32 protein-coding genes are annotated in these 25319 nt (G+C 54.8%); all 32 read left to right on the top strand.

The window, feature by feature from the left end:
- Positions 1-28 precede the first annotated feature (28 nt).
- The 32 genes from rpoB to rpsD all read left to right on the top strand — a co-directional run bounded on the left by rpoB (position 29) and on the right by rpsD (position 25310).
- Entirely contained in the window at positions 29-4102 is a 4074-nt protein-coding gene (rpoB, locus tag ACLBW8_RS20465) for a DNA-directed RNA polymerase subunit beta (protein WP_064454357.1), read from the top strand.
- A gap of 64 nt (positions 4103-4166) precedes the next feature.
- Positions 4167-8366, top strand: a complete 4200-nt coding sequence (gene rpoC / locus ACLBW8_RS20460) for a DNA-directed RNA polymerase subunit beta' (RefSeq protein ID WP_064454356.1) — start codon at positions 4167-4169, stop codon at positions 8364-8366.
- Positions 8367-8582: 216 nt separating this feature from the next.
- Complete coding sequence (rpsL, locus tag ACLBW8_RS20455; protein WP_002555494.1) at positions 8583-8954, top strand: 30S ribosomal protein S12; 372 nt, start codon at positions 8583-8585, stop codon at positions 8952-8954.
- 118 nt (positions 8955-9072) lie between these two features.
- Positions 9073-9543 carry a 30S ribosomal protein S7 gene (gene rpsG / locus ACLBW8_RS20450; protein ID WP_002555493.1) on the top strand — a complete coding sequence of 157 codons (471 nt, stop codon included), beginning with the start codon at positions 9073-9075 and terminating at the stop codon, positions 9541-9543.
- Positions 9544-9573: 30 nt separating this feature from the next.
- Positions 9574-11679 (top strand): elongation factor G, encoded by a 2106-nt coding sequence (gene fusA, locus ACLBW8_RS20445; RefSeq protein WP_015886136.1) that lies wholly within the window; start codon positions 9574-9576, stop codon positions 11677-11679.
- A gap of 30 nt (positions 11680-11709) precedes the next feature.
- A complete protein-coding gene (tuf, locus tag ACLBW8_RS20440; protein WP_003176426.1) occupies positions 11710-12903 on the top strand; it encodes an elongation factor Tu in 1194 nt (397 codons plus the stop codon).
- 159 nt (positions 12904-13062) lie between these two features.
- A complete protein-coding gene (gene rpsJ, locus ACLBW8_RS20435) occupies positions 13063-13374 on the top strand; it encodes a 30S ribosomal protein S10 (protein WP_003186070.1) in 312 nt (103 codons plus the stop codon).
- An 81-nt stretch (positions 13375-13455) separates the two neighbouring features.
- Positions 13456-14091, top strand: a complete 636-nt coding sequence (rplC, locus tag ACLBW8_RS20430; protein ID WP_007253310.1) for a 50S ribosomal protein L3 — start codon at positions 13456-13458, stop codon at positions 14089-14091.
- 12 nt (positions 14092-14103) lie between these two features.
- A complete protein-coding gene (rplD, locus tag ACLBW8_RS20425) occupies positions 14104-14706 on the top strand; it encodes a 50S ribosomal protein L4 (RefSeq protein WP_003210082.1) in 603 nt (200 codons plus the stop codon).
- On the top strand, positions 14703-15002 hold the full coding sequence (gene rplW / locus ACLBW8_RS20420) for a 50S ribosomal protein L23 (protein WP_002555488.1): 300 nt from the start codon (positions 14703-14705) through the stop codon (positions 15000-15002). Before rplD ends, rplW begins: the two co-directional genes overlap by 4 nt.
- A 14-nt stretch (positions 15003-15016) precedes the next feature.
- Entirely contained in the window at positions 15017-15841 is an 825-nt protein-coding gene (rplB, locus tag ACLBW8_RS20415; RefSeq protein ID WP_003210080.1) for a 50S ribosomal protein L2, read from the top strand.
- A 16-nt stretch (positions 15842-15857) separates the two neighbouring features.
- Positions 15858-16133: a 30S ribosomal protein S19 gene (gene rpsS / locus ACLBW8_RS20410; RefSeq protein ID WP_002555486.1), complete on the top strand. Its 276-nt coding sequence runs from the start codon at positions 15858-15860 to the stop codon at positions 16131-16133.
- An 11-nt stretch (positions 16134-16144) separates the two neighbouring features.
- Positions 16145-16477: a 50S ribosomal protein L22 gene (gene rplV / locus ACLBW8_RS20405; RefSeq protein ID WP_003103908.1), complete on the top strand. Its 333-nt coding sequence runs from the start codon at positions 16145-16147 to the stop codon at positions 16475-16477.
- A 13-nt stretch (positions 16478-16490) separates the two neighbouring features.
- Positions 16491-17177, top strand: a complete 687-nt coding sequence (gene rpsC, locus ACLBW8_RS20400; protein WP_003176422.1) for a 30S ribosomal protein S3 — start codon at positions 16491-16493, stop codon at positions 17175-17177.
- Between the two features lie 12 nt (positions 17178-17189).
- Positions 17190-17603, top strand: coding sequence for a 50S ribosomal protein L16 (rplP, locus tag ACLBW8_RS20395; RefSeq protein WP_003232424.1), 414 nt, complete (start codon positions 17190-17192; stop codon positions 17601-17603).
- Entirely contained in the window at positions 17603-17794 is a 192-nt protein-coding gene (rpmC, locus tag ACLBW8_RS20390) for a 50S ribosomal protein L29 (RefSeq protein WP_002555481.1), read from the top strand. Before rplP ends, rpmC begins: the two co-directional genes overlap by 1 nt.
- A 2-nt stretch (positions 17795-17796) precedes the next feature.
- Entirely contained in the window at positions 17797-18063 is a 267-nt protein-coding gene (rpsQ, locus tag ACLBW8_RS20385; protein ID WP_003176419.1) for a 30S ribosomal protein S17, read from the top strand.
- A gap of 23 nt (positions 18064-18086) precedes the next feature.
- Entirely contained in the window at positions 18087-18455 is a 369-nt protein-coding gene (gene rplN / locus ACLBW8_RS20380; protein WP_002555479.1) for a 50S ribosomal protein L14, read from the top strand.
- A gap of 11 nt (positions 18456-18466) precedes the next feature.
- Positions 18467-18781 (top strand): 50S ribosomal protein L24, encoded by a 315-nt coding sequence (gene rplX, locus ACLBW8_RS20375; RefSeq protein ID WP_003176416.1) that lies wholly within the window; start codon positions 18467-18469, stop codon positions 18779-18781.
- Positions 18782-18801: 20 nt separating this feature from the next.
- A complete protein-coding gene (rplE, locus tag ACLBW8_RS20370; protein ID WP_003176415.1) occupies positions 18802-19341 on the top strand; it encodes a 50S ribosomal protein L5 in 540 nt (179 codons plus the stop codon).
- A 13-nt stretch (positions 19342-19354) separates the two neighbouring features.
- Positions 19355-19660, top strand: coding sequence for a 30S ribosomal protein S14 (gene rpsN / locus ACLBW8_RS20365; protein ID WP_003176414.1), 306 nt, complete (start codon positions 19355-19357; stop codon positions 19658-19660).
- A 208-nt stretch (positions 19661-19868) separates the two neighbouring features.
- Positions 19869-20261, top strand: coding sequence for a 30S ribosomal protein S8 (gene rpsH, locus ACLBW8_RS20360; RefSeq protein ID WP_010566853.1), 393 nt, complete (start codon positions 19869-19871; stop codon positions 20259-20261).
- 12 nt (positions 20262-20273) lie between these two features.
- On the top strand, positions 20274-20807 hold the full coding sequence (gene rplF / locus ACLBW8_RS20355; protein ID WP_003176412.1) for a 50S ribosomal protein L6: 534 nt from the start codon (positions 20274-20276) through the stop codon (positions 20805-20807).
- Between the two features lie 10 nt (positions 20808-20817).
- Positions 20818-21168 carry a 50S ribosomal protein L18 gene (gene rplR, locus ACLBW8_RS20350; RefSeq protein ID WP_003186037.1) on the top strand — a complete coding sequence of 117 codons (351 nt, stop codon included), beginning with the start codon at positions 20818-20820 and terminating at the stop codon, positions 21166-21168.
- 3 nt (positions 21169-21171) lie between these two features.
- On the top strand, positions 21172-21672 hold the full coding sequence (gene rpsE, locus ACLBW8_RS20345; RefSeq protein ID WP_003176409.1) for a 30S ribosomal protein S5: 501 nt from the start codon (positions 21172-21174) through the stop codon (positions 21670-21672).
- Between the two features lie 2 nt (positions 21673-21674).
- Entirely contained in the window at positions 21675-21851 is a 177-nt protein-coding gene (rpmD, locus tag ACLBW8_RS20340; protein WP_003186033.1) for a 50S ribosomal protein L30, read from the top strand.
- A gap of 3 nt (positions 21852-21854) precedes the next feature.
- Positions 21855-22292: a 50S ribosomal protein L15 gene (gene rplO / locus ACLBW8_RS20335; RefSeq protein WP_003176407.1), complete on the top strand. Its 438-nt coding sequence runs from the start codon at positions 21855-21857 to the stop codon at positions 22290-22292.
- Positions 22293-23621, top strand: a complete 1329-nt coding sequence (secY, locus tag ACLBW8_RS20330; protein WP_016969470.1) for a preprotein translocase subunit SecY — start codon at positions 22293-22295, stop codon at positions 23619-23621.
- Positions 23622-23648: 27 nt separating this feature from the next.
- Positions 23649-23765: a 50S ribosomal protein L36 gene (gene rpmJ, locus ACLBW8_RS20325; RefSeq protein ID WP_002555468.1), complete on the top strand. Its 117-nt coding sequence runs from the start codon at positions 23649-23651 to the stop codon at positions 23763-23765.
- Between the two features lie 129 nt (positions 23766-23894).
- Entirely contained in the window at positions 23895-24251 is a 357-nt protein-coding gene (gene rpsM / locus ACLBW8_RS20320; RefSeq protein ID WP_003210063.1) for a 30S ribosomal protein S13, read from the top strand.
- Between the two features lie 30 nt (positions 24252-24281).
- Positions 24282-24671: a 30S ribosomal protein S11 gene (gene rpsK, locus ACLBW8_RS20315; protein WP_002555466.1), complete on the top strand. Its 390-nt coding sequence runs from the start codon at positions 24282-24284 to the stop codon at positions 24669-24671.
- Between the two features lie 18 nt (positions 24672-24689).
- Positions 24690-25310, top strand: a complete 621-nt coding sequence (gene rpsD / locus ACLBW8_RS20310; RefSeq protein WP_003210056.1) for a 30S ribosomal protein S4 — start codon at positions 24690-24692, stop codon at positions 25308-25310.
- Positions 25311-25319 lie beyond the last annotated feature (9 nt).

Below are 25319 nucleotides of genomic sequence, written 5' to 3'. Positions count from 1 at the left end.
AAGCAGGTGACCAAGCTGGGGAACGCTGATGGCTTACTCATATACTGAGAAAAAACGTATCCGCAAGGACTTTAGCAAGTTGCCGGACGTCATGGATGTCCCGTACCTTCTGGCTATCCAGCTGGATTCGTATCGTGAATTCTTGCAAGCGGGAGCGACTAAAGATCAGTTCCGCGACGTGGGCCTGCATGCGGCCTTCAAATCCGTTTTCCCGATCATCAGCTACTCCGGCAATGCTGCGCTGGAGTACGTGGGTTATCGCCTGGGCGAACCGGCATTTGATGTCAAAGAATGCGTGTTGCGCGGTGTTACGTACGCCGTACCTTTGCGGGTAAAAGTCCGTCTGATCATTTTCGACAAAGAATCGTCGAATAAAGCGATCAAGGACATCAAAGAGCAAGAAGTCTATATGGGCGAAATCCCATTGATGACTGAAAACGGTACCTTCGTTATCAACGGTACCGAGCGCGTTATCGTTTCCCAGCTGCACCGTTCCCCGGGCGTGTTCTTCGACCACGACCGCGGCAAGACGCACAGCTCCGGTAAGCTCCTGTACTCCGCGCGGATCATTCCGTACCGCGGCTCGTGGTTGGACTTCGAGTTCGACCCGAAAGACTGCGTGTTCGTGCGTATCGACCGTCGTCGTAAGCTGCCGGCCTCGGTACTGCTGCGCGCGCTCGGCTATACCACTGAGCAAGTGCTGGATGCTTTCTACACCACCAACGTATTCAGTCTGAAGGATGAAACCCTCAGCCTGGAACTGATTGCTTCGCGTCTGCGTGGTGAAATTGCCGTCCTGGATATCCAGGATGAAAATGGCAAGGTTATCGTTGAAGCCGGCCGCCGTATTACCGCGCGCCACATCAACCAGATCGAAAAAGCCGGTATCAAGTCGCTGGACGTGCCTCTGGACTACGTCCTGGGTCGCACCACTGCCAAGGTCATCGTTCACCCAGCTACAGGCGAAATCCTGGCTGAGTGCAACACCGAGCTGAACACCGAGATCCTGGCAAAAATCGCCAAGGCTCAGGTTGTTCGCATCGAGACCCTGTACACCAACGACATCGACTGCGGTCCGTTCATCTCCGACACACTGAAGATCGACTCCACCAGCAACCAATTGGAAGCGCTGGTCGAGATCTATCGCATGATGCGTCCTGGTGAGCCACCAACCAAAGACGCTGCCGAGACCCTGTTCAACAACCTGTTCTTCAGCCCTGAGCGCTATGACCTGTCTGCGGTCGGCCGGATGAAGTTCAACCGTCGTATCGGTCGTACCGAGATCGAAGGTTCGGGCGTGCTGTGCAAGGAAGATATCGTCGCGGTACTGAAGACCCTGGTCGACATCCGTAACGGTAAAGGCATCGTCGATGACATCGACCACCTGGGTAACCGTCGTGTTCGCTGCGTAGGCGAAATGGCCGAGAACCAGTTCCGCGTTGGCCTGGTGCGTGTTGAGCGTGCGGTCAAAGAGCGTCTGTCGATGGCTGAAAGCGAAGGCCTGATGCCGCAAGACTTGATCAACGCCAAGCCAGTGGCTGCCGCGGTGAAAGAGTTCTTCGGTTCCAGCCAGCTCTCGCAGTTCATGGACCAGAACAACCCGCTCTCCGAGATCACCCACAAGCGCCGTGTTTCCGCACTGGGCCCGGGCGGTCTGACGCGTGAGCGCGCAGGCTTTGAAGTTCGTGACGTACACCCGACTCACTACGGTCGTGTATGCCCGATTGAAACGCCGGAAGGTCCGAACATCGGCCTGATCAACTCCCTGGCCGCTTATGCGCGCACCAACCAGTACGGCTTCCTTGAGAGCCCGTACCGTGTGGTGAAAGACGCACTGGTCACCGACGAAATCGTGTTCCTGTCCGCCATCGAAGAAGCTGATCACGTGATCGCTCAGGCTTCGGCCACGATGAACGACAAGAAAATGCTGATCGACGAGCTGGTAGCTGTTCGTCACTTGAACGAGTTCACCGTCAAGGCGCCGGAAGACGTTACCTTGATGGACGTATCGCCGAAGCAGGTAGTTTCGGTTGCAGCGTCGCTGATCCCGTTCCTGGAACACGATGACGCCAACCGTGCGTTGATGGGTTCCAACATGCAGCGTCAAGCTGTACCCACCCTGCGCGCTGACAAGCCGCTGGTAGGTACTGGCATGGAGCGTAACGTAGCCCGTGACTCCGGCGTTTGCGTCGTGGCTCGTCGTGGCGGCGTGATTGACTCTGTTGATGCCAGCCGTATCGTGGTTCGTGTTGCCGATGACGAAGTTGAAACTGGCGAAGCCGGTGTCGACATCTACAACCTGACCAAATACACCCGCTCGAACCAGAACACCTGCATCAACCAGCGTCCGCTGGTGAGCAAGGGTGATCGCGTTCAGCGTAGCGACATCATGGCAGACGGTCCTTCCACCGATATGGGTGAGCTGGCACTGGGTCAGAACATGCGCATCGCGTTCATGGCCTGGAACGGTTACAACTTCGAAGACTCCATCTGTCTCTCTGAGCGTGTGGTTCAGGAAGATCGCTTCACCACGATCCACATTCAGGAACTGACCTGTGTGGCGCGTGACACCAAGCTTGGGCCAGAGGAAATCACTGCAGACATCCCGAACGTGGGTGAAGCTGCACTGAACAAGCTGGACGAAGCCGGTATCGTTTACGTAGGTGCTGAAGTTGGCGCAGGCGACATCCTGGTGGGTAAGGTCACACCGAAAGGCGAGACCCAACTGACTCCGGAAGAGAAGCTGTTGCGTGCCATCTTCGGTGAAAAAGCCAGCGACGTTAAAGACACTTCCCTGCGCGTACCTACCGGTACCAAGGGTACTGTCATCGACGTACAGGTCTTCACCCGTGACGGCGTTGAGCGTGATGCTCGTGCACTGTCCATCGAGAAGACTCAACTCGACGAGATCCGCAAGGACCTGAACGAAGAGTTCCGTATCGTTGAAGGCGCGACCTTCGAACGTCTGCGTTCCGCTCTGGTAGGCCACAAGGCTGAAGGCGGCGCAGGTCTGAAGAAAGGTCAGGACATCACCGACGAGATCCTCGACGGTCTTGAGCACGGCCAGTGGTTCAAACTGCGCATGGCTGAAGATGCTCTGAACGAGCAGCTCGAGAAGGCCCAGGCCTACATCGTTGATCGTCGCCGTCTGCTGGACGACAAGTTCGAAGACAAGAAGCGCAAACTGCAGCAGGGCGATGACCTGGCTCCAGGCGTGCTGAAAATCGTCAAGGTTTACCTGGCAATCCGTCGCCGCATCCAACCGGGCGACAAGATGGCCGGTCGTCACGGTAACAAAGGTGTGGTCTCCGTGATCATGCCGGTTGAAGACATGCCGCACGATGCCAATGGCACCCCGGTCGACGTCGTCCTCAACCCGTTGGGCGTACCTTCGCGTATGAACGTTGGTCAGATCCTCGAAACCCACCTGGGCCTCGCGGCCAAAGGTCTGGGCGAGAAGATCAACCGTATGATCGAAGAGCAGCGCAAGGTTGCTGACCTGCGCAAGTTCCTGCACGAGATCTACAACGAGATCGGCGGTCGCAACGAAGAGCTGGACACCTTCACTGACCAGGAAATTCTGGATCTGGCGAAGAACCTGCGCGGCGGCGTTCCAATGGCTACCCCGGTGTTCGACGGTGCCAAGGAAAGCGAAATCAAGGCCATGCTGAAACTGGCAGACCTGCCAGAAAGCGGCCAGATGCAGCTGTTCGACGGCCGTACCGGCAACAAGTTTGAGCGCCCGGTTACTGTTGGCTACATGTACATGCTGAAGCTGAACCACTTGGTAGACGACAAGATGCACGCTCGTTCTACCGGTTCGTACAGCCTGGTTACCCAGCAGCCGCTGGGTGGTAAGGCTCAGTTCGGTGGTCAGCGTTTCGGGGAGATGGAGGTCTGGGCACTGGAAGCATACGGTGCTGCTTACACTCTGCAAGAAATGCTCACAGTGAAGTCGGACGATGTGAACGGTCGGACCAAGATGTACAAAAACATCGTGGACGGCGATCACCGTATGGAGCCGGGCATGCCCGAGTCCTTCAACGTGTTGATCAAAGAAATTCGTTCCCTCGGCATCGATATCGATCTGGAAACCGAATAACACGTGACGCGAATCGAGAGCGGGGCTGTTTAGCCCGCTCTCTGCTCCGCCAGGAGGAAAGGCCTTGAAAGACCTACTGAATTTGCTGAAAAACCAGGGTCAAGTCGAAGAGTTCGACGCCATCCGTATTGGATTGGCATCGCCTGAGATGATCCGTTCGTGGTCGTTCGGTGAAGTTAAAAAGCCGGAAACCATCAACTACCGTACGTTCAAACCTGAGCGTGACGGCCTGTTCTGCGCCAAGATCTTTGGCCCGGTAAAGGATTACGAGTGCCTGTGCGGTAAGTACAAGCGCTTGAAGCACCGTGGTGTGATCTGCGAGAAGTGCGGCGTTGAAGTTGCGCTGGCTAAAGTTCGTCGTGAGCGCATGGCGCACATCGAACTGGCTTCGCCGGTTGCCCACATCTGGTTCCTGAAATCGCTGCCGTCCCGTATCGGCTTGCTGATGGACATGACCCTGCGTGATATCGAACGCGTTCTCTACTTCGAGAGCTATGTCGTTATCGATCCAGGCATGACCACCCTTGAAAAAGGTCAGCTGCTGAACGACGAGCAGTACTTCGAAGCGCTGGAAGAGTTCGGCGACGATTTTGATGCCCGCATGGGTGCCGAAGCTGTCCGCGAACTGCTGCACGCTATCGACCTGGAACACGAGATTGGCCGTCTGCGTGAAGAAATTCCGCAAACCAACTCCGAAACCAAGATCAAGAAGCTGTCCAAGCGTCTGAAGTTGATGGAGGCCTTCCAAGGTTCCGGCAACTTGCCAGAGTGGATGGTGCTGACCGTTCTGCCGGTTCTGCCGCCAGATCTGCGTCCGCTGGTACCGTTGGATGGCGGTCGCTTCGCGACTTCCGACCTCAACGACCTGTACCGTCGCGTGATCAACCGTAACAACCGCTTGAAGCGTCTGCTCGATCTGTCCGCACCGGACATCATCGTGCGCAACGAAAAGCGTATGTTGCAAGAAGCTGTCGATGCCCTGCTCGACAACGGTCGTCGTGGCCGCGCTATCACCGGTTCGAACAAGCGTCCTCTGAAATCCTTGGCTGACATGATCAAGGGTAAGCAAGGTCGTTTCCGTCAGAACTTGCTCGGTAAGCGTGTTGACTACTCCGGTCGTTCGGTAATTACCGTAGGCCCGACCTTGCGTCTGCACCAGTGCGGTCTGCCTAAGAAGATGGCTCTTGAACTGTTCAAGCCGTTCATCTTCGGTAAGCTGGAAATGCGCGGTCTCGCGACTACCATCAAAGCGGCCAAGAAAATGGTCGAGCGCGAACTGCCTGAGGTTTGGGACGTTCTCGCTGAAGTAATTCGCGAACACCCGGTTCTCCTCAACCGTGCACCGACCCTTCACCGTCTGGGTATCCAGGCGTTTGAACCGGTACTGATCGAAGGTAAGGCTATCCAGCTGCACCCTCTGGTCTGTGCTGCGTACAACGCCGACTTCGACGGCGACCAAATGGCCGTGCACGTACCGCTGACACTGGAAGCCCAGTTGGAAGCGCGCGCGTTGATGATGTCGACCAACAACATCCTGTCGCCAGCCAACGGTGAGCCAATCATCGTTCCGTCGCAGGACGTTGTATTGGGTCTGTACTACATGACGCGTGAAGCGATCAACGCCAAGGGCGAAGGTCGTGTGTTCGCTGACCTGCAAGAAGTTGACCGTGTGTTCCGTGCCGGCGAAGCCGCACTGCATGCCAAGGTCAAAGTGCGGATCAACGAAACCGTCAACGACCGTGATGGCGGCAGCGTGAGCGGCACTCGTATTGTCGACACTACTGTCGGCCGTGCGCTGCTGTATCAGGTTGTGCCAAAAGGTCTGTCGTACGACGTCGTCAACTTGCCGATGAAGAAAAAGGCGATCTCCAAGCTGATCAACCAGTGCTACCGCGTGGTTGGTTTGAAAGAGACTGTGATCTTCGCTGACCAGTTGATGTACACCGGCTTTGCTTACTCGACCATTTCCGGCGTTTCCATCGGTGTTAACGACTTCGTTATCCCGGATGAAAAAGCCCAGATCATCAATGCTGCTACTGATGAAGTGAAAGAAATCGAAAGCCAGTACGCCTCCGGCCTGGTAACCCAGGGCGAGAAGTACAACAAAGTGATCGACCTTTGGTCCAAGGCCAACGACGAAGTGTCGAAGGCGATGATGGCTAACCTCTCGAAAGAGAAGGTTATCGACCGTCATGGCGTAGAAGTCGATCAAGAGTCGTTCAACTCGATGTACATGATGGCCGACTCGGGCGCACGGGGTTCTGCTGCGCAGATCCGTCAGCTCGCCGGTATGCGTGGCCTGATGGCCAAGCCGGACGGTTCCATCATTGAAACGCCGATTACTGCGAACTTCCGTGAAGGTTTGAGCGTACTTCAGTACTTCATCTCCACTCACGGTGCTCGTAAGGGTCTTGCGGATACCGCGTTGAAAACTGCTAACTCCGGTTACCTGACTCGTCGTCTGGTAGACGTGGCGCAAGACTTGGTCGTGACTGAAGTCGACTGCGGCACCGAACACGGTCTGCTGATGACTCCGCACATCGAAGGCGGCGACGTTGTAGAGCCGTTGGGTGAACGCGTACTGGGTCGAGTAATCGCCCGTGACGTATTCAAGCCAGGTACCGAAGAAATTATCGTTCCTGCCGGCACTCTGGTAGACGAGAAGTGGGTCGAGTTCATTGAACTCAACAGCATCGACGAAGTGATTGTTCGCTCGCCGATCAGCTGCGAAACCCGCTACGGCATTTGCGCCAAGTGCTACGGCCGTGACTTGGCTCGTGGTCACCAGGTGAACATCGGTGAAGCGGTCGGCGTTATTGCTGCCCAGTCCATCGGTGAGCCGGGTACCCAGCTGACCATGCGTACGTTCCACATTGGTGGTGCGGCAAGCCGGACCTCCGCAGCTGACAGTGTTCAGGTGAAGAATGGCGGTACCGTCCGTCTGCACAACCTGAAGCACGTTGAGCGAGTGGATGGTTGCCTGGTTGCTGTGTCCCGTTCCGGTGAGCTGGCAATCGCTGATGACTACGGTCGTGAACGCGAGCGTTACAAGCTGCCGTACGGTGCCGTGATTTCGGTTAAAGAAGGTGACAAGGTCGACGCTGGCGCAATCGTGGCCAAGTGGGATCCGCACACTCACCCAATCGTTACCGAAATGAAAGGTACCGTGACCTACGTGGGCATGGAAGAAGGCATCACGATCAAGCGTCAGACTGACGAATTGACCGGTATGACCAACATTGAAGTACTCGACGCGAAAGATCGTCCAGCTGCCGGTAAAGACATCCGTCCTGCCGTGAAGATGGTCGATGACAACGGCAAGGACTTGTTGCTGCCAGGCACTGACGTAATCGCTCAGTACTTCCTGCCAGCCAACGCCCTGGTCGGTGTAGCGGATGGTGCGAAGATCGCGATCGGTGATGTTATCGCTCGTATCCCGCAAGAAACTTCGAAGACCCGTGACATCACCGGTGGTCTGCCGCGTGTTGCCGACTTGTTCGAAGCTCGTCGTCCGAAAGAAGCGTCGATTCTGGCTGAAGTCAGCGGTACCATCGCGTTCGGTAAAGAGACCAAAGGCAAGCGCCGTCTGGTCATTACCCCGAACGACGGTAGCGATCCGTATGAAGAGCTGATTCCGAAGTGGCGTCACCTGAACGTCTTCGAAGGCGAACAGGTAAACCGCGGCGAAGTTATCTCCGACGGCCCGAGCGATCCACACGACATCCTGCGTCTGCTGGGTGTGAGTGCGCTGGCCAAGTACATCGTTAACGAGATCCAGGACGTTTACCGTCTGCAAGGCGTTAAGATCAACGATAAGCACATCGAGACCATCCTGCGTCAGATGCTGCGTAAAGTTGAAATCGCTGAATCCGGCGATTCCAGTTTCATCAAGGGCGACCAGATGGAACTGACTCACGTACTGGTAGAAAACGAACGTCTGGGCGCGGATGACAAATTTGTCTCCAAGTTCACTCGTGTGTTGCTGGGTATCACCAAGGCGTCGTTGTCCACTGAGTCGTTCATCTCGGCGGCCTCCTTCCAGGAGACCACTCGCGTACTGACCGAAGCAGCGGTAACCGGCAAGCGCGATTACCTGCGCGGCCTGAAAGAAAACGTGGTTGTGGGTCGTCTGATCCCGGCGGGTACCGGTTTGGCTTACCACAGCGAGCGCAAGCGCCGCCGTGATGCTGACAAGCCGCTGCGCGTAAGCGCCAGTGAAGTGGAAGCTGCACTGACCGAAGCGCTGAACTCAAGCGGTAACTGAGTTCTGCGATAAATAAGTCTGGGCCCTGGCAGCCCCATTCGTCGGATCGAGGCAGGTTTGCCCCGGTTCGACGAGAGGGGAGGTCGGGGCCTTGCCTTGACTGGGGACAAGATCCTCTTTAGACTCTTGTACCCCTAAATTTGGCGGGAATTCGTTCCTGCCATTTTGCTTTTCTTGCAAGACAATAGCGTCGCAAGACAACAGTGGAGCTAGTAGATGGCAACTATCAACCAGCTGGTACGTCAGCCGCGTAAGCGTATCGTCGAGAAATCCGACGTGCCTGCGCTGCAGAACTGCCCGCAACGTCGTGGCGTATGCACTCGCGTGTATACCACTACGCCGAAAAAACCTAACTCGGCACTGCGTAAAGTATGCCGTGTGCGTCTGACCAACGGTTTCGAGGTTTCCTCGTACATCGGCGGTGAAGGCCACAACCTGCAAGAGCACAGCGTGGTACTGATCCGCGGCGGTCGTGTAAAAGACTTGCCAGGTGTTCGTTACCACACCGTACGCGGCTCCTTGGATACTTCCGGCGTTAAAGGTCGTAACCAGGGTCGTTCGAAGTACGGTACCAAGAAGCCTAAGTAGTAGCGGCTTTTTGTAAAACTGAATCATCTTATTTTCTGAGTCGATAAGAGTAAGGTCGGAGGCGTCCCGCAAGGGCACCGATTCCGAGCGAACCTGAAGACCGTTTGAGGGCTTATCCATGCCAAGAAGACGCGTAGCAGCCAAGCGCGAAGTGCTTGACGATCCAAAATACGGAAGCCAAATTCTGGCCAAGTTCATGAACCACGTGATGGAAAGCGGCAAGAAAGCCGTTGCCGAGCGTATCGTTTATGGCGCGCTGGAAAAGGTTAAAGAACGCAAGAACAGCGACCCCCTGGAAATCTTCGAGAAAGCTCTCGACGCCATCGCTCCGCTGGTCGAAGTGAAGTCGCGCCGTGTAGGCGGTGCTACTTACCAGGTTCCGGTTGAAGTTCGTCCGTCCCGTCGTAACGCCCTGGCAATGCGCTGGTTGGTAGACTTCGCCCGTAAGCGCGGCGAGAAGTCTATGGCTCTGCGTTTGGCTGGCGAACTGTTGGACGCTGCTGAAGGTAAAGGTGCTGCTGTTAAGAAGCGTGAAGACGTGCACCGTATGGCTGAAGCTAACAAAGCTTTCTCGCACTACCGCTTCTAATCTTAGCTTCACTAATTTTGCGAGGGCTTTATGGCTCGTACTACTCCGATTAGCCGCTACCGTAACATCGGTATCGTTGCTCACGTGGATGCTGGTAAAACCACCACCACCGAGCGCGTACTGTTTTACACCGGCAAAAGTCACAAGATGGGCGAGGTGCATGACGGCGCCGCGACCACAGACTGGATGGTTCAGGAGCAGGAGCGTGGTATTACCATTACTTCTGCTGCTATTACCGCCTTCTGGAAAGGTTCCGAGAAGCAGTACAAGGATGAGCACCGCTTCAACGTAATCGATACCCCGGGCCACGTAGACTTCACTATTGAAGTTGAACGTTCCCTGCGCGTACTCGACGGCGCTGTCGTTGTGTTCTGCGGTACCTCGGGTGTTGAGCCTCAGTCGGAAACCGTATGGCGTCAAGCCAACAAATACGGCGTTCCACGTCTTGTTTATGTAAACAAGATGGACCGTGCCGGTGCTAACTTCCTGCGCGTGATCGGTCAGATCAAGCAGCGCCTGGGTCACACCCCGGTGCCAATCCAGTTGGCTATCGGTTCCGAAGACAACTTCCAGGGCCAGATCGATCTGCTGACCATGGAAGCTGTTTACTGGAACGATGCTGACAAGGGTATGGTTCCTGTTCGCAAGCCTATCCCTGCTGAATTGCAGGAACTGGCTGACGAATGGCGCAACAACATGGTTGAAGCTGCGGCCGAAGCCAACGAAGAGCTGATGAACAAGTACCTCGAAGGTGAAGAACTCACCAACGTGGAAATCAAGGCCGCTCTGCGTCAGCGTACTATCGCTGGTGAGATCGTCTTGGCTGTTTGCGGTTCCTCGTTCAAGAACAAGGGCGTTCCCCTGGTTCTCGATGCTGTGATCGACTACCTGCCGGCACCAGTGGATATTCCTGCCATCAAGGGTACTGACCCGGATGACGAGACTATCGAGCTGGAGCGTCATGCAGACGACGCAGAACCGTTCTCCGCTCTGGCATTTAAAATTGCCACTGACCCATTCGTGGGTACCTTGACCTTCGTCCGCGTTTACTCGGGCGTGTTGAACTCCGGCGACGGCGTGATCAACTCGGTTAAAGGCAAAAAAGAGCGCGTGGGTCGTATGGTGCAAATGCACGCAAACGCCCGTGAAGAGATCAAGGAAGTGCGCGCTGGTGACATCGCGGCCTTGATCGGCATGAAGGACGTCACCACCGGTGAGACTTTGTGCAACGCTGACAAGCCAATCATCCTGGTTCGCATGGACTTCCCGGAGCCGGTTATTTCGGTTGCCGTAGAGCCTAAGACCAAGGATGACCAGGAAAAAATGGGTATCGCTCTGGGCAAGCTTGCTCAGGAAGATCCATCTTTCCGCGTCAAAACTGATGAAGAGACTGGTCAAACGATCATCTCCGGCATGGGCGAGTTGCACCTGGACATCCTGGTTGACCGGATGCGCCGTGAGTTCAACGTCGAAGCCAACATCGGTAAGCCTCAGGTTTCCTATCGTGAGCGCATCACGAAGAACTGTGAAATCGAAGGCAAGTTCGTTCGTCAGTCCGGCGGTCGTGGTCAGTTCGGTCACTGCTGGATCCGTTTTGCTCCTGCTGACGAAGGTCAGGAAGGTCTGCAATTCGTGAACGAAGTAGTAGGTGGTGTGGTTCCTAAGGAATACATCCCTGCTATCCAGAAGGGTATCGAAGAGCAGATGAAGAACGGTGTTGTTGCCGGCTATCCGCTGATCGGCCTGAAAGCAACCGTTTTTGACGGTTCTTACCACGACGTCGACTCCAACGAGATGGCGTTTAAGGTGGCTGCTTCCATGGCAACCAAGCAACTGGCCCAGAAGGGCGGTGGTGAGTTGCTTGAGCCAATCATGGCGGTAGAAGTTGTTACACCTGAAGACTATATGGGTGATGTCATGGGCGACCTTAACCGTCGTCGCGGCATGATCTTGGGCATGGAAGACACGGTTTCCGGCAAAGTGATTCGCGCCGAGGTTCCGTTGGGTGAGATGTTCGGTTATGCGACCGACGTTCGCTCCATGTCTCAGGGTCGCGCAAGCTACTCTATGGAATTCAAAAAATACAACACAGCTCCGGCGCACATCGCTGAAACTGTATCCAAAAAACAAGGCTGATTCAGTCCTTTAGGCAAGGAGTTAATTGTCGTGGCTAAAGAAAAATTTGATCGTTCCCTACCGCACGTCAACGTTGGCACCATCGGTCACGTTGACCACGGTAAAACCACTCTGACTGCTGCTCTGACTCGCGTTTGCTCCGAAGTATTCGGTTCGGCAATCGTTGATTTCGATAAAATCGACAGCGCACCAGAAGAAAAAGCTCGTGGTATCACCATCAACACCGCGCACGTTGAATACAACTCGCTGATCCGTCACTACGCTCACGTTGACTGCCCAGGTCACGCTGACTATGTGAAGAACATGATCACCGGTGCTGCCCAGATGGACGGCGCGATTCTGGTTTGTTCGGCCGCTGATGGTCCGATGCCACAGACCCGTGAGCACATCCTGCTGTCCCGTCAGGTTGGCGTTCCGTACATCGTGGTTTACCTGAACAAGGCTGACCTGGTAGACGACGCTGAGCTGCTGGAACTGGTTGAGATGGAAGTGCGCGATCTGCTGAGCACTTACGACTTCCCGGGTGACGACACTCCGATCATCATCGGTTCTGCTCGTATGGCTCTGGAAGGCAAAGACGATAACGAAATGGGCACCACGTCCGTTCGTAAACTGGTTGAAACTCTGGACAGCTACATCCCAGATCCAGTTCGTGTTATCGACAAGCCGTTCCTGATGCCAATCGAAGACGTATTCTCGATCTCCGGTCGTGGTACTGTTGTGACTGGTCGTATCGAGCGCGGTATCGTTAAGGTTCAAGATCCACTGGAAATCGTTGGTCTGCGTGACACTACTGTCACCACCTGCACCGGTGTTGAAATGTTCCGTAAGCTGCTCGACGAAGGTCGTGCTGGCGAGAACTGCGGCGTTCTGCTGCGTGGTACCAAGCGTGACGACGTTGAGCGTGGCCAGGTTCTGGTTAAGCCAGGTTCGGTTAAGCCGCACACCAAGTTCGAAGCTGAAGTGTACGTTCTGAGCAAAGAAGAAGGCGGTCGTCACACTCCGTTCTTCAAAGGCTACCGTCCACAGTTCTACTTCCGTACTACTGACGTGACTGGTAACTGCGAGCTGCCGGAAGGCGTTGAAATGGTTATGCCAGGCGACAACATCAAAATGGTTGTTACCCTGATCAAAACCATCGCAATGGAAGACGGTCTGCGTTTCGCTATCCGCGAAGGCGGCCGTACCGTTGGTGCTGGCGTTGTAGCTAAAATCATCGAGTAATTATCTCTTTTGAGATTGCCTTGATGTTTTGAAAAGGCCCCCGCTCAGCGGGGGCCTTTTTTATTGGGTTGACACCTATCTGGGCCGTCTATAGAATTGCGCCTCCTTTTAACGGGCGTATTGCGCTCGCTGGGAATAGCAGCCGGAGTCTGAAATCCAATGCAAAATCAGCAAATCCGTATCAGGTTGAAGGCTTTTGACCATCGCCTGATCGACCAATCCACCCAGGAAATCGTGGAAACCGCGAAACGTACTGGTGCACAAGTGCGTGGTCCAATTCCACTGCCTACCCGTAAAGAGCGGTTCACCGTTCTGGTCTCCCCGCACGTCAACAAAGACGCGCGTGACCAGTACGAGATCCGTACTCATAAGCGCGTACTGGACATCGTCCAGCCAACGGATAAAACCGTTGATGCACTTATGAAGCTTGATCTGGCGGCCGGTGTGGAAGTACAGATCAGCCTCGGCTAAGACTTGGGTCTTAGTCGTGTAACGCTCTGAAATGGGCGGCCATAGCGGGTGAAAGCCCCGTACACTCATGAGGTTTACAACATGACTATTGGTGTAGTCGGTCGTAAATGCGGTATGACCCGTATTTTCACCGAAGAAGGTGTCTCCATTCCGGTTACGGTCATTGAGATCGAACCGAATCGCGTCACCCAGTTCAAAACTGAAGAGACCGATGGCTATCGTGCAGTGCAAGTCACTGTCGGCGAGCGTCGTGCTTCGCGCGTGACTGCTGCTCAAGCAGGTCACTTCGCTAAAGCAAACGTTGCAGCTGGTCGCACTGTTATGGAGTTCCGTCTTGAAGAGGGTGACTACCAGGCTGGCGATCTGATCAACGCTGAAATCTTCGCTGCTGGTCAACTGGTTGATGTAACCGGTCAGTCCAAAGGTAAAGGCTTCCAGGGTACGATCAAGCGTTGGAATTTCCGTGGCCAAGACAACACTCACGGTAACTCCGTTTCCCACCGCGTCCCGGGCTCTATTGGCCAGTGCCAGACTCCTGGTCGTGTATTCAAGGGCAAAAAAATGTCCGGTCATATGGGCGCTGAGCGCGTGACCGTGCAGTCCCTCGAAGTAGTGCGCGTCGACGCTGAACGCAATCTGTTGTTGGTCAAGGGTGCTGTTCCTGGCGCTACTGGCGGCAACCTGGTTGTACGTCCAGCGGCCAAGGCTCGCGGTTAAGGGGAAGCTGACATGCAATTAAATGTAAATGACGCTCAAGCGATCGAAGTTTCCGAACTGACGTTTGGCGGCGAGTTCAACGAGACGCTGGTTCACCAAGCAGTCGTGGCCTACATGGCCGGCGGCCGTCAAGGTAGCAAGCAGCAAAAGACCCGTTCCGACGTTCGTGGTGGCGGTAAGCGCCCTTGGCGTCAGAAAGGTACTGGCCGCGCTCGTGCCGGTACTATCCGTAGCCCAATCTGGCGTGGCGGTGGTACCACTTTCGCAGCTCGTCCACAGGATCACACTCAGAAGCTCAACAAGAAGATGTACCGCGCAGCACTGCGCTCCATCCTTGCTGAACTCGTGCGTACTGATCGTCTGGTCGTGGTTCAGGACTTCGCTGTTGAAGCACCGAAAACCAAAGATCTGCTGAACAAGCTGAACGGCATGGGCCTGACTGACGTCTTGATCGTGTCTGAAGCTGTTGATCAGAACCTGTACCTGGCTGCTCGCAACCTGCCACACGTTGATGTACGTGACGTGCAAGGTTCCGATCCAGTTAGTCTGATCGCATACGACAAGGTGTTGATCACCGTGTCGGCCGTGAAGAAATTCGAGGAGCTGCTGGGATGAACCAGGAACGCGTATTTAAAGTTCTGCTTGGCCCGCACGTTTCCGAAAAGGCTACGGTTCTGGCTGACAAGAAAGGCCAGTTCGTTTTCAAGGTTGCAACTGACGCAACCAAGCTGGAAATCAAGAAGGCCGTCGAAAGCCTGTTCAGCGTGAAAGTTGAGCGTGTTACTACCCTGAATGTTCTGGGTAAGAGCAAGCGCACTGCTCGCGGTCTGGGCAAGCGTAATGACTGGAAGAAGGCAGTTATCTCCCTTCAGCCAGGCCAAGATCTCGATTTCAGCAGCAGTGCTGAGTAAGGAAGGGGTGCATCATGGCAATCGTTAAATGCAAACCGACTTCCCCTGGCCGCCGTTTTGTGGTCAAGGTGGTCAACCAGGAGCTGCATAAAGGCGCTCCTCACGCACCGCTGCTCGAGAAGAAATCGAAGACTGGTGGTCGTAACAACAATGGTCGTATTACCACTCGTCACATTGGTGGTGGCCATAAACAGCATTATCGTCTGGTCGACTTCCGTCGCAACGACAAAGATGGCATCGCTGCCACTGTCGAGCGTATCGAATACGATCCAAACCGTACTGCTCACATCGCTCTGCTGCTGTACGCAGATGGCGAGCGTCGCTACATCATCGCCCCTAAAGGCGTGAGTGCTGGTGACCAGCTGATCGCAGGTGCTCTGGCACCGATCAAGCCGGGCAACGCTCTGCAACTGCGTAACATTCCAGTTGGTAGCACCGTACACGGCATCGAATTGAAGCCAGGTAAAGGCGCGCAAATCGCTCGTTCCGCTGGTGCTTCGGCTCAGCTGATCGCTCGTGAAGGTGTCTACGTGACCCTGCGTCTGCGTTCTGGTGAGATGCGTAAAGTGCTGGCTGAATGCCGCGCGACCCTGGGTGAAGTCTCGAACTCCGAGCACAGCCTGCGTTCGCTGGGTAAAGCTGGTGCCAAACGCTGGCGTGGCGTTCGCCCAACCGTTCGTGGTGTTGCCATGAACCCGGTTGACCACCCACACGGTGGTGGTGAAGGTCGTACCTCTGGTGGTCGTCATCCGGTATCGCCATGGGGCTTCCCGACTAAGGGCGCGAAGACTCGTGGTAATAAGCGTACCGACAAAATGATCGTCCGTCGTCGCAAGTAAATAGAGGGATACGACAGTGCCACGTTCTCTGAAAAAAGGTCCTTTTATTGATCTTCACCTACTGAAGAAGATCGAAGTGGCGGCGGAAAAGAATGATCGCAAACCGGTGAAAACCTGGTCGCGTCGTTCGATGATCCTGCCACAAATGGTCGGTCTGACCATCGCAGTACACAACGGTCGTCAACACGTCCCAGTTCTCGTTAACGAAGACATGGTCGGCCACAAACTAGGCGAGTTTGCCGGTACCCGCACTTATCGTGGGCACGTGGCAGACAAGAAAGCCAAGCGTTAAGGGGTTAGGAAATGGAAGTAGCCGCTAAGTTGTCGGGCGCTCGAATCTCCGCCCAGAAAGCCCGCTTGGTCGCCGACCAGATCCGCGGGAAGAAGGTGGGCGAAGCGCTCAACCTGTTGGCTTTCAGCAGTAAGAAAGCCGCCGAGATCATGAAGAAAGTGCTGGAGTCGGCCGTAGCCAACGCCGAGCATAACGAAGGCGCAGACGTTGATGACCTGAAGGTCAGCACCGTTTTCGTCAACGAAGGGCGTTCGCTGAAGCGCATCATGCCACGTGCCAAAGGCCGTGCTGATCGCATCGTCAAGCGGTCTTGCCATATCACTGTCAAGGTTGCTGACAAGTAACGGAGTCGAAGAGATGGGTCAGAAAGTACATCCCATTGGCATTCGCCTGGGAATCGTCAAGGAGCACACCTCCGTCTGGTACGCAGACGGTCGGACTTATGCGGACTATTTGTTCGCTGATCTGAAGGTGCGTGAGTATCTCCAAGACAAACTAAAAAGCGCGTCCGTAAGCCGTATCGATATCCATCGTCCGGCGCAAACTGCACGTATCACCATCCACACCGCTCGTCCAGGTATCGTTATCGGGAAGAAAGGTGAAGATGTTGAGAAACTGCGTCAGGACCTGACCAAGCAAATGGGTGTGCCTGTGCACATCAATATCGAAGAGATCCGTAAGCCGGAGCTCGACGGTATGCTGGTTGCGCAGAGCGTAGCTCAGCAGCTGGAGCGTCGCGTAATGTTCCGTCGCGCTATGAAGCGCGCCGTACAGAACGCCATGCGCATTGGTGCCAAAGGCATCAAAATCCAAGTGAGCGGTCGTCTCGGCGGTGCTGAAATCGCACGTACTGAATGGTATCGCGAAGGTCGTGTGCCACTGCACACCCTGCGTGCCGACATCGACTATGCCAACTACGAAGCTCACACCACTTACGGTGTGATCGGTGTAAAGGTTTGGATCTTCAAAGGCGAAGTAATTGGTGGTCGCCAAGAAGAACTGAAACCACAAGCACCAGCGCCTCGTAAAAAAGCTGCTAAGTAAGGGGTACGCCAAATGTTGCAACCAAAGCGTACGAAGTTCCGCAAGCAGATGACAGGCCACAACCGTGGTCTGGCTCAGCGCGGTAGCAAAGTCAGCTTCGGCGAGTTCGCGCTGAAGTCTGTAGCTCGTGGTCGTCTCACCGCTCGTCAGATCGAGTCAGCGCGTCGTGCTCTGACCCGTCACGTTAAACGTGGCGGCAAGATCTGGATCCGTGTATTCCCGGACAAGCCGATTTCCAAAAAGCCCCTCGAAGTTCGGATGGGTAAAGGTAAGGGTAACGTGGAATACTGGGTAGCCCAGATTCAGCCAGGCAAAGTCCTGTATGAAATCGAGGGTGTAACTGAAGAGCTGGCGCGTGAGGCTTTTGCCCTGGCTGCTGCAAAGCTGCCGCTCGCCACCGCCTTTGTTAAACGGACGGTGATGTGATGAAAGCGAATGAACTTCGTGAAAAATCCGCACAGCAGCTGAACGAGCAACTGCTCGGCCTGCTGCGCGACCAGTTCAATCTGCGTATGCAGAAAGCAACTGGCCAGTTGGGGCAGTCTCATCTGCTCTCGCAAGTTAAGCGTGACATTGCTCGCGTGAAGACTGTGCTCAACCAGCAGGCAGGTAAGTGATCATGGCTGAAGCCGAAAAGACTGTCCGTACGCTGACTGGCCGTGTTGTCAGCGACAAGATGGACAAAACCATCACCGTTTTGATCGAGCGTCGCGTTAAGCACCCGATCTACGGTAAATATGTTAAGCGTTCGACTAAGCTGCACGCGCACGACGAAACCAACCAGTGCCACATCGGCGACAAAGTCACTATTCGTGAAACTCGTCCGCTGGCCAAGACCAAGTCTTGGGCACTGGTTGATGTTCTCGAACGCGCTGTGGAAGTCTAAGGACTAGGGGTCGGAGAAATTATATGATTCAGACTCAATCCATGCTCGATGTGGCCGATAACAGCGGCGCTCGCCGTGTTATGTGCATCAAGGTGCTGGGTGGCTCCCATCGTCGTTACGCTGGTATCGGTGACATCATCAAAGTTACCGTGAAGGAAGCAATTCCTCGCGGTAAAGTGAAAAAAGGCCAAGTGATGACTGCTGTTGTAGTCCGCACTCGTCACGGCGTACGCCGTGCAGATGGCTCCATTATCCGCTTTGATGGCAACGCTGCTGTTCTTCTGAACAACAAGCAAGAGCCGATCGGCACCCGTATCTTTGGGCCAGTGACCCGTGAACTTCGTACTGAGAAGTTCATGAAGATCGTCTCGCTCGCCCCAGAAGTGCTGTAAGGAGATCCGACATGCAAAAGATTCGTCGTGACGACGAGATCATCGTGATCGCCGGCAAAGACAAAGGTAAGCGCGGTAAGGTGCTTAAGGTTCTCGCTAATAACCGTCTGGTTATCGGCGGTCTGAACCTGGTTAAGCGTCATACCAAGCCTAACCCGATGTCGGGCGTACAAGGCGGTATCGTCGAAAAAGAAGCTCCGCTGGACGCTTCTAACGTCGCCATTTTCAACGGCGAAACCAACAAGGCTGACCGCGTTGGTTTCAAAGTAGAAGATGGCAAGAAAATTCGTGTCTTCAAGTCGACCCAAAAAGCGGTTGATGCTTGAACACTGCTAGGTAGAAGACCATGGCACGACTAAAAGAGATTTACTGGAAAGAAATCGCACCGAAGCTTAAGGAAGAACTTAAGCTTTCGAACGTGATGGAAGTTCCACGCGTTACCAAAATCACCCTGAACATGGGTCTGGGCGAAGCGGTCGGCGACAAAAAAGTCATCGAACACGCTGTTGCTGACCTGGAAAAGATCACCGGTCAAAAAGTCGTTGTGACTTACGCTCGGAAATCCATCGCTGGCTTTAAAGTCCGTGAAGGTTGGCCGATCGGCGTCAAAGTGACTCTGCGCCGTGAGCGTATGTACGAATTCCTGGATCGTCTGCTGTCGATCTCCCTGCCTCGGGTCCGCGACTTCCGCGGCCTGAATGCCAAGTCCTTCGATGGTCGTGGTAACTACAGCATGGGCGTGAAAGAGCAGATCATCTTCCCGGAAATCGACTACGACAAGATCGATGCTCTCCGCGGTCTGGACATCACCCTGACCACCACTGCCAAGAACGATGATGAAGGCCGCGCTCTGCTGCGTGCGTTCAAATTCCCGTTCCGCAACTGATTGGAGTAGGACCATGGCCAAGATGAGCATGAAAAACCGCGAGCTGAAGCGTCAGCTCACGGTTGCCAAGTACGCCAAGAAGCGTGCAGCACTGAAAGCAATCATCGTTGATCTGAACGCAAGTCCAGAAGCACGTTGGGAAGCTACAGTAGCTCTGCAGAAGCAGCCACGTGACGCAAGCGCTTCGCGCATGCGTAACCGCTGCCGCCTGACCGGTCGTCCACACGGCGTTTACCGCAAGTTCGGCCTTGGCCGTAACAAACTGCGTGAAGCGGCAATGCGTGGTGACGTACCAGGTCTGGTTAAAGCCAGCTGGTAAGTACTTTCAGAGTCCAGGCGGTTGGTATCGCAAGATACTGACCGCCGGTGGCCTTGAATCTGGAACAAGCCCCTTTTGGGGCTTGTTTCATTTCTGGAGTGTGTCTAAAATACGCGGCTCGCCTGAGCCCGTGTGTTTTGCGCTCGGAGATTCTCGGCGACATATGTAGCCGCAAGGCTAATTTTTTTGTATTAGGAGCGTCTAGCCCATGAGTATGCAGGACCCGTTAGCGGACATGCTAACTCGTATCCGTAATGCCCAGATGGCTGAAAAGTCCGTCGTAAGCATGCCATCTTCCAAGTTGAAGGTAGCTGTTGCCAAAGTCCTGAAAGACGAAGGCTACATTGCGGGTTATCAGATCAGCAGCGAAACCAAGCCACTGCTGTCCATCGAGCTGAAGTACTTCGAAGGCCGTTCGGTCATCGAGGAAGTGAAGCGCGTTAGCCGTCCAGGCCTGCGTCAGTACAAGTCCGCCGAAGATCTGCCGAAAGTTCGTGGCGGTCTGGGCGTGTCTATCGTCTCCACCAACAAAGGTGTGATGACGGATCGTGCTGCGCGCGCTGCCGGTGTCGGCGGCGAAGTTCTTTGCACTGTGTTCTAAGGGGGGATAAGCATGTCTCGCGTCGCTAAGAACCCCGTTAAGCTGCCAGCCGGTGTCGAAGTAAAATTCGCAGGCCAACAGCTTTCGGTGAAGGGTGCCAAGGGCACTCTTGAACTGAATATCCATTCGTCCGTTGAGATCGTTGAAGAAGCTGGTGAGCTGCGTTTCGCTGCTCGCAATGGCGATCAACAAACTCGCGCAATGGCCGGTACCACGCGTGCGTTGGTAAACAACATGGTCCAAGGCGTAAGCCAAGGCTTCGAGCGTAAGCTCCAGCTGGTCGGTGTTGGTTACAAAGCGCAAGCAAAAGGCACGGTTTTGAACCTGGCCCTTGGCTTCTCGCACCCAGTGGATTACGAACTGCCGGAAGGCATCACCGCTGAGACCCCTAGCCAAACCGATATCCTGATCAAGGGTATTGATAAGCAGCTGGTAGGTCAGGTGGCCGCTGAGATCCGCGACTTCCGTCCACCAGAGCCGTACAAAGGCAAAGGTGTGCGCTACGCGGACGAAGTCGTCCGTCGTAAAGAAGCCAAGAAGAAGTAGGGCATAGCAAATGACCGACAAAAAAGTTACTCGACTGCGTCGCGCTCGCAAAGCACGCCTGAAAATGCACGAACTCGAAGTCGTGCGTCTCTGCGTGTTCCGCTCGTCGCAGCACATCTACGCCCAGGTCATCTCGGCCGACGGCAACAAAGTCCTGGCAAGCGCCTCGACTTTGGATAAAGAACTGCGTGATGGTGCCACTGGCAACATCGACGCGGCCACTAAGGTTGGCCAGCTGGTCGCTACGCGTGCTAAGGCCGCTGGCGTCTCGCAAGTGGCTTTCGACCGCTCTGGCTTCAAGTACCACGGTCGCGTGAAAGCGCTGGCTGATGCTGCTCGTGAAGCTGGGCTGGAGTTCTAAGTTATGTCAAATAACGACCAAAAGCGCGACGAAGGCTACATTGAGAAGCTGGTTCAAGTTAACCGCGTAGCCAAAACCGTTAAAGGCGGCCGTATCTTCACTTTCACCGCGTTGACCGTGGTGGGTGATGGTAAAGGGCGTGTTGGCTTCGGCCGTGGCAAGTCACGTGAAGTGCCTGCTGCGATCCAGAAGGCAATGGAAGCTGCTCGTCGCAACATGATCCAAGTTGATCTGAACGGCACCACGCTGCAGTACGCAATGAAGTCTGCCCATGGCGCTTCGAAGGTGTACATGCAGCCTGCTTCTGAAGGTACCGGTATCATCGCTGGCGGCGCTATGCGTGCTGTCCTCGAAGTTGCTGGCGTTCAGAACGTTCTGGCCAAGTGCTATGGCTCGACTAACCCGGTAAACGTGGTTCACGCCACTTTCAAGGGTTTGAAAGCTATGCAATCTCCTGAGTCCATTGCTGCCAAGCGCGGCTTGACTGTCAAGGAGATCTTCTGATCATGGCTACCGTTAAAGTAACGCTGATCAAAAGCATGACCGGCCGCATCCCTAACCACAAACTGTGCGTTAAAGGTTTGGGTCTGCGTCGCATCGGTCACACTGTAGAAGTCCTGGATACTCCCGAGAATCGCGGGATGATCAACAAGGCTTACTACATGCTGCGTGTAGAGGGTTAATCGATGAAACTCAATGATCTGAGTCCAGCGCCGGGTTCCCGTCGCGAAAAGCATCGTCCGGGCCGTGGTATCGGTAGCGGTTTGGGTAAGACTGGTGGCCGTGGCCACAAAGGTCAAACCTCCCGCTCCGGTGGCACCATCGCTCCTGGCTTTGAAGGCGGTCAACAGCCGCTGCATCGTCGCCTGCCTAAGTTCGGTTTCGTATCCCTGAAAGCCATGGATCGCGCAGAAGTGCGTCTGTCCGAGCTGGCTAAAGTGGAAGGCGACATCGTTACTGTGCAGACCCTGAAAGATGCCAACGTGATCAACGTCAACGTACAGCGTGTGAAAATCATGCTGTCCGGTGAAGTGACTCGCGCTGTCACTATCGGCAAGGGAATCGGCGCCACCAAAGGTGCGCGTTCGGCTATCGAAGCAGCTGGCGGCAAGTTCGAGGAATAAATGGCTAAGCAAGGTGCTCTCTCAGCGCTCGGCAAAGGCGGTATGTCTGAACTTTGGGCTCGTCTGCGTTTTCTGTTCCTGGCGATTATCGTCTACCGAATAGGCGCACACATCCCGGTTCCAGGTATCAACCCGGACCGTCTCGCAGACCTGTTTCGACAGAATGAGGGGACCATTCTTAGCTTGTTCAACATGTTTTCCGGCGGCGCGCTGGAACGGATGAGTATCTTTGCACTGGGGATCATGCCGTACATTTCGGCATCGATCATCATGCAACTGATGACCGCCGTCAGCCCGCAGCTGGAGCAGTTGAAGAAGGAAGGTGAAGCTGGCCGTCGCAAGATTAGCCAGTACACCCGCTACGGCACTGTCGTTCTCGCCCTGGTTCAAGCTATCGGCATGTCCGTTGGCCTGGCGGGGCAGGGCGTTGCGTTCACTGGTGACTTTGGCTTCTATTTCGTCGCAGTATCCACGTTTGTGGCTGGTGCGATGTTCATGATGTGGCTGGGTGAGCAGATTACTGAGCGTGGTGTTGGTAACGGTATCTCGATGTTGATTTTCGCAGGTATCGTCGCCGGTCTTCCGAGAGCAATTGGGCAGTCTTTCGAGTCTGCGCGTCAGGGTGATATCAACATCTTCGCTCTGGTTGCCATCGGTTTGCTGGCAGTAGCGATTATCGGTTTTGTGGTGTTCATTGAGCGTGGTCAGCGTCGTATTGCTGTTCACTACGCCAAGCGTCAGCAGGGCCGCAAGGTTTTTGCTGCGCAGACCAGCCACTTGCCGCTGAAAGTGAATATGGCCGGTGTAATTCCGGCAATTTTCGCGAGCAGCATTTTGCTGTTTCCGGCTTCGTTGGGTACCTGGTTTGGTCAGTCTGAAAATATGGGCTGGCTGCAGGACCTCTCTCAGTCGATCGCTCCTGGTCAGCCGTTGAATATTCTGCTGTTTAGTGCAGGGATTATTTTCTTCTGCTTCTTCTATACGGCGTTGATGTTCAATCCGAAAGACGTAGCGGAAAACCTGAAGAAGTCCGGTGCCTTTATTCCGGGCATCCGTCCAGGTGAGCAGTCTGCACGCTACATTGATGGCGTTCTGACTCGTTTGACCCTGTTCGGTGCTCTATATATGACGGCCGTGTGCTTGTTGCCCCAGTTCCTGGTGGTTGCAGCAAACGTTCCGTTCTACCTTGGCGGGACCTCGTTGCTGATCGTGGTCGTGGTTGTGATGGACTTCATGTCCCAAGTACAATCGCACCTCGTTTCGCACCAGTACGAATCCCTGATGAAGAAAGCCAACCTGAAGGGTTACGGCAGCGGCATGTTGCGCTGAGTACCCATAAGGTTCGAGGAGTTGGTGATGAAAGTTCGTGCATCGGTGAAAAAGCTGTGCCGTAACTGCAAAATTATTCGCCGCGAAGGTGTTGTTCGAGTAATTTGCAGCGCGGAACCGCGTCACAAACAGCGCCAAGGCTGAGTGTGATCCGCTTGAAGCCCGGCAGCTAGTGCGCTGCCGGGTTGATTATTTGTTATTACAGCGATATTATCTCGCGCCCTATTTCTTGGCTTCCGGGGCGTAGGTAGCTGTCAATTGGAGTCCCACTGAATGGCCCGTATTGCAGGCGTTAACATTCCAGATAACAAGCACACTGTTATCTCGCTGACCTACATCTATGGTGTTGGTCGCACTACTGCGCAGAAAATTTGCGCAGATACTGGGGTAAACCCAGCCGCAAAGATCAAAGATCTGAGCGACGAGCAGATTGAGCTGTTGCGTGGCGAAGTGGCGAAGTTCACCACTGAAGGTGACCTGCGTCGCGAAATCAACATGAAAATCAAGCGTTTGATGGACCTCGGTTGCTACCGTGGTCTGCGTCATCGTCGTGGTCTTCCAGTACGCGGTCAGCGTACCAAGACTAACGCGCGTACCCGTAAAGGTCCGCGTAAGCCGATCCGCAAGTAATCGCCCACGCGAATCGACAGGAAATTAATCATGGCAAAACCTGCTGCTCGTCCTCGTAAAAAAGTTAAAAAGACAGTGGTTGATGGCATCGCCCACATCCATGCATCTTTTAACAACACAATCGTGACCATCACCGACCGTCAAGGTAACGCGCTGTCTTGGGCTACCTCTGGTGGTTCGGGTTTCCGCGGTTCCCGCAAGTCCACCCCGTTCGCTGCTCAAGTAGCTGCTGAACGTGCTGGTCAAGCTGCGCTGGAATACGGCCTGAAAAACCTCGACGTTAACGTCAAAGGTCCAGGTCCAGGTCGTGAGTCTGCTGTCCGTGCTTTGAACGGCTGTGGCTATAAGATCGCCAGCATCACCGACGTGACGCCAATCCCGCACAACGGGTGCCGTCCGCCGAAGAAGCGCCGCGTGTAATCCAGGAGATTGTAAAGAATGGCTCGTTACATTGGTCCAAAATGCAAACTCGCTCGTCGCGAAGGCACCGATCTCTTCCTGAAGAGCGGCGTGCGCGCGATCGAATCGAAGTGCAACATTGAAGCAGCACCTGGTATCCACGGCCAACGCCGCGGTCGCCAGTCCGATTACGGCACCCAACTGCGTGAAAAGCAGAAGGTCCGTCGTATCTACGGCGTTCTCGAGCGTCAGTTCAGCGGCTACTACAAAGAAGCTGCTGGCAAGAAAGGTGCAACCGGTGAAAACCTGCTGCAACTGCTCGAATGCCGTCTGGACAACGTTGTATACCGTATGGGCTTTGGTTCGACTCGTGCCGAATCCCGTCAGCTGGTATCGCACAAATCCGTCAGCGTAAACGGCCAAACCGTTAACGTGCCGTCTTACCAGGTTCGTGCTGGTGACGTGGTCGCGATTCGCGAGAAAGCAAAAAACCAACTTCGCATTGTCCAAGCTCTCGATCTGTGTGCCCAACGTGGCCGCGTAGAATGGGTAGAAGTAGACACTGAGAAGAAGTCGGGCGTTTTCAAGAACGTTCCTGCTCGCAGTGATCTGTCCGCCGACATCAACGAAAGCCTGATTGTCGAGCTCTACTCCAAGTAAGGGCTAGAA

Source organism: Pseudomonas sp. M5A4_2d (assembly GCF_053345295.1).
The sequence above is the reverse complement of the archived record's forward strand: the minus strand, read 5'-3'. Positions and strand labels throughout refer to the sequence as shown.